This window comes from Actinosynnema sp. NPDC023658 (genome assembly GCF_040639995.1).
Classification (GTDB): Bacteria; Actinomycetota; Actinomycetes; order Mycobacteriales; family Pseudonocardiaceae; genus Actinosynnema.
This window is the reverse complement of sequence record NZ_JBFAAX010000564.1, coordinates 1-3,706: the sequence shown is the minus strand read 5'-3', so window position 1 is coordinate 3,706 and position 3,706 is coordinate 1. Positions and strand designations below refer to the sequence as shown.

At 76.3% G+C, this 3,706-nt stretch carries 4 protein-coding genes and 1 pseudogene; all 5 read right to left on the bottom strand.

The window, feature by feature from the left end; genetic code table 11:
- Positions 1–211: pseudogene (locus tag AB0G02_RS31210) on the bottom strand (hypothetical protein); the annotation flags it as partial.
- Entirely contained in the window at positions 208–1,551 is a 1,344-nt protein-coding gene (locus AB0G02_RS31205; protein ID WP_360801171.1) for a hypothetical protein, read from the bottom strand. The gene AB0G02_RS31205 and the pseudogene AB0G02_RS31210, both read right to left, overlap by 4 nt.
- A complete protein-coding gene (locus AB0G02_RS31200) occupies positions 1,548–2,357 on the bottom strand; it encodes an ABC transporter ATP-binding protein (RefSeq protein ID WP_360801168.1) in 810 nt (269 codons plus the stop codon). The genes AB0G02_RS31205 and AB0G02_RS31200 overlap by 4 nt, the downstream gene beginning before the upstream one ends.
- A complete protein-coding gene (locus AB0G02_RS31195; RefSeq protein WP_360801165.1) occupies positions 2,357–3,127 on the bottom strand; it encodes a zf-HC2 domain-containing protein in 771 nt (256 codons plus the stop codon). The genes AB0G02_RS31200 and AB0G02_RS31195 overlap by 1 nt, the downstream gene beginning before the upstream one ends.
- On the bottom strand, positions 3,124–3,639 hold the full coding sequence (locus AB0G02_RS31190; RefSeq protein ID WP_360801174.1) for an RNA polymerase sigma factor: 516 nt from the start codon (positions 3,637–3,639) through the stop codon (positions 3,124–3,126). Before AB0G02_RS31190 ends, AB0G02_RS31195 begins: the two co-directional genes overlap by 4 nt.
- Positions 3,640–3,706: the final 67 nt, after the last annotated feature.

Genomic DNA, 3,706 nt, shown 5'->3' with positions numbered 1-3,706 from the left:
AGCCGAACGCGGCCGTGCGGTCCTGGGCGAGGTCGTGCCCGCCGAGGCCGGTCGCGACGGCGGCCACCCCGATCGCCGCGCCGAAGGCGGCGAACTGCACGCTGCCGTCCGGGTGGGCGAGCGCGCCGAGGGCCGCGATCCCGACCGCCACCGCCGCCGCCGACGCGGGCACCTGCCGCGCCCGTGCGTGGAGCACCCACCACCGGGTCACGCGGCACCCCCGGTGAGGGCGGTCAGGGCGTCGCCCGCGCACGCGGCCAGGACTTCGCGCGCCGCTTGGACGCGGGCCGCCTGGTCGGGCTCGGGCAGGGCCCTCAGCTGCTCCCACGCGCGGCCGGCGACGGCGTCGATCTGCTCGCCCAACCACCGCCGGTACAGCGGCAGGGGCTCCAGGTCGCCCGTCAGCCACCCCGTCATCACCGCGCGCGCCGCCACCTCGCGGACCACGTCGTCCGGGATGGTGTCGCCGTAGCAGGTCCGCGTGCCGGCACCGGCGACCAGGTACGCCGTCACCTGCTCGGCCGTCGGCGGGTCGCCGCGGAAGTAGGTGAACTCGTCCAGGTGCACCCACACCGCGTCCGTCGACTCCGGACCGCGCGCCGGCTCGCCGCGCACCGCCTCGGCCACCTCCCGCACCGACGTCGGCGGCGACGGCAGCCTCCCCAGCAGCCGCAACGCCTCCCGCGCGGGCCCCGCCAACGCCGCACGCTCGTGCTCGTGCGCCCGCGTCAGGCACAGCTGCTCGGCGCACACCAGCTCCGCCGCCGCCTGGTCGCGCGTCATCGCCTCCCCGTGCGTGACCGGCAACAACGGCACCGCGACCGCGGCCGCCACCAGCACCGGCAGCACCGCGGGCCACCGCCGCCGCAGCGCCACCAGCAGGAACCCCGACAGCGCCAACCCGGCGAACCACACCGCCTGCACGGCGCTCACCGAGTCCGCCACCCTCGCGTACACCGTCACGGGCATCGGCAGGGACGGCAGCAGCACCGTCCAGCGGGACCCACCGCCGGCCACGGGCGCCAGGCCCAGCGACATCAGCGCGAACCCGGCGACCGCCAGCACCGGCGGTGTCAGCGGCGACGGCACGAGCCGCCCCAACCCCATGCCCAGCCACCCCGCCGCGACGAGCGCCACCACGCCGACGAGCGCGATCGGCACCCACCCGAGGTGGAAGTAGTCGGTCGTGGACGCCACCCGCACCGCCCCGACCGCGACCACCAGCACGTGCGCCCCGACCAGCGAGACCGCCAGCGCGCCGAGCGTCCGCCCGACCCGCTGGGCCCGCGGGCGTGGCGTGGAGCCGAACAGCTCCTCCACCCCGGACCGCCGGTCGCGCAGGCCCTGCAACGCGCCCGCGCCGAGCGCCAGCGGCCACGAGAAGAGCTGCATGAACCTGACCCACTCGGCCAGCGTCGTCCACTGCCGAGTCCACGCCGTGCTGTTCTTCATCGACGGGCCCCAGAACAGCAGCCCCAGAACGACCACCACCAGCAGCACGCCCACCACCAGGGCCGCGGTCCGCCTCAGCTCGATCCCCAGGATCCTCACCAGCCACCCGCCTCACCGAGCAGGGCGGAGTAGCCGCGCTCCAACGGGCTGTCCCCGACGTGGCCCGGCCCGCCCGCGGCGGCCAGGTCGGCGGGCGTGCCCTGGAACACCAGCCGGCCCGCGTTGAACAGCACCACGTCCGTGCAGGCCGCCGCGACGTCCTCGACCAGGTGCGTCGACACGACCACGCACGAGTCGGTGCCGAGCTCCTGGAGCAGCTCGCGGAACCGCACCCGCTGACCGGGGTCGAGCCCGGCGGTCGGCTCGTCCAGCAGCAGCACCTCCGGGTCGTTGACGATGGCCTGCGCGATGCCGGCCCGCCGCACCATGCCGCCGGACAGCGTCTTCAACCGGTCGTCGGCGCGGTCGGCCAGCCCGACCCGTTCGACGGCCCGCTGCACCGCGTCGGGGACGTCCCGCTTGGGCACCTCCTTGAGCCACGCCACGTACTCGACGAACTCGCGCACGGTGAACCGCTTGTAGTAGCCGAACTCCTGCGGCAGGTAGCCGAGCACCCGCCGCACCCGGCGCAGGTCCACCCGCCCGGACACCGGCGAGCCCAGCACCTCCAGCCGCCCTGACGCGGGTCGCAGCACGGTCGCCAGCGACCGGATGAGCGTGGTCTTGCCCGCGCCGTTCGGCCCGAGCAGCCCGTGCACGCCGCGGCCCAGCCGCAGGTCCAGCCCGTCCACCGCCATCTTCCGGCCCGCGCGCACGCGCAGCCCCTCCGCCTCGACCTGCCAGGCGTACCCCGTCGGCGCGACCTCCGCCGCGCTCACCGCACGTGCCACCGGATTCCCCTCCATCACAGCCGCGCGTAGGCCGCGGACCTGAAGAACACGGCGGCGGCGCCCCCGACGAGCACCGCCGCCCAGACCGGCGTCGCACCCGGCGAGAGCACGCCGGGCACGCCGCCGAAGACCGCCGCCGGACCGATCACCAGCACCGCCCAGGTGGCGGCGGTGGTGACCGCCGCCCGGCGCACCCCGATCACACCGCCGAGCGCGAGGGTCACCGACGTGACACCGAGGCACGGCAGCAGCCAGTACGCGGGTGACGCGCCCGCCGTCCAGCCGCCGAGCAGCAGGGCGGGCAGCACGACCACCAGCACCGCGACCGTCCGGCGCAGCACGAGCTGCAACCCGGCCCGCGCGGTGGACGCGACCAGTTCGTAGGCGGGGTCCATGCCCCGCGACCAGGCCGCCGCCACGCCCAGCACGGGCACGATCGGGGCGGCCAGCAGCACCGCGGACGACACCGAGCCGGGGGCCAGCAGCCCGTCCAGGAACAGCGCCGCCAGCACCACGGACCCCGTCATGGCGAGCCACGGCAGCAACGACGGCGTCGCCCACCGCGCGAACCCGCGACGTCGGCGCACCGGCGTGCCGGTCGGCTCCAAGTCCGCCCACACGGCCTCGGTCAACGCCGTGACCTGCGGTGGCGCCACGTCGGCCAGCCGCAGCCGGCACGTCTGGCACGTCTCCAGGTGCGCCTCGACCGCCCACAGGAGGTCGGCGGGCAGGTCGTCACCGGCCGCGTAGCGGGCGATCGACCCGGCGGAGGGGTGCTCGCTCATGACAGTGCCTCCCGCATCGCGATCCGGGCCCGCCGGGCGCGGGTCTTGACGGTGCCCTCGGGCACCCCGAGCAGCACGGCGGTCTCGCGCACGGTCAGCCCGTCCAGCACCATCGCCTGCAGCACCTGCCGCAGCTCGGGGGCCAGGTCGCGCAACGCGCCGCCGACGTCGTCGCCCAACGCGCCGGCCAGCACCTCGTCCTCGGCGGCGGGCGCGGCCTCGGCCACCGGCAGCGGTCGGGCCTGGAGCGCGCGCCTGCGGAACGCGTCGACCAGCCGCCGGGCCGCGATCGTCCACAGCCACCCGACCGCCGTGCCGTCGACCGCCGCGCCCGCGAAGGAGCCCGCCGCCCGCCACACCGCCAGGTACGTCTCCTGCATGACCTCGGCCACGACCTGTTCGTCGGCGCACCGACGGCGCAGGCGCACCGCGAGCCACGGCGACGTGCGGCGGTAGAGCTCCTCGAAGGCCGCGGGGGGGGGCCGGGCGCCCGCGGGGGCCCACTGGGCCAGGTTGAAACACCGCCAGAAAGCGGGCCCCGGCGGACCGTTGTCAACAGGATGTGTGGTGCGTATAATT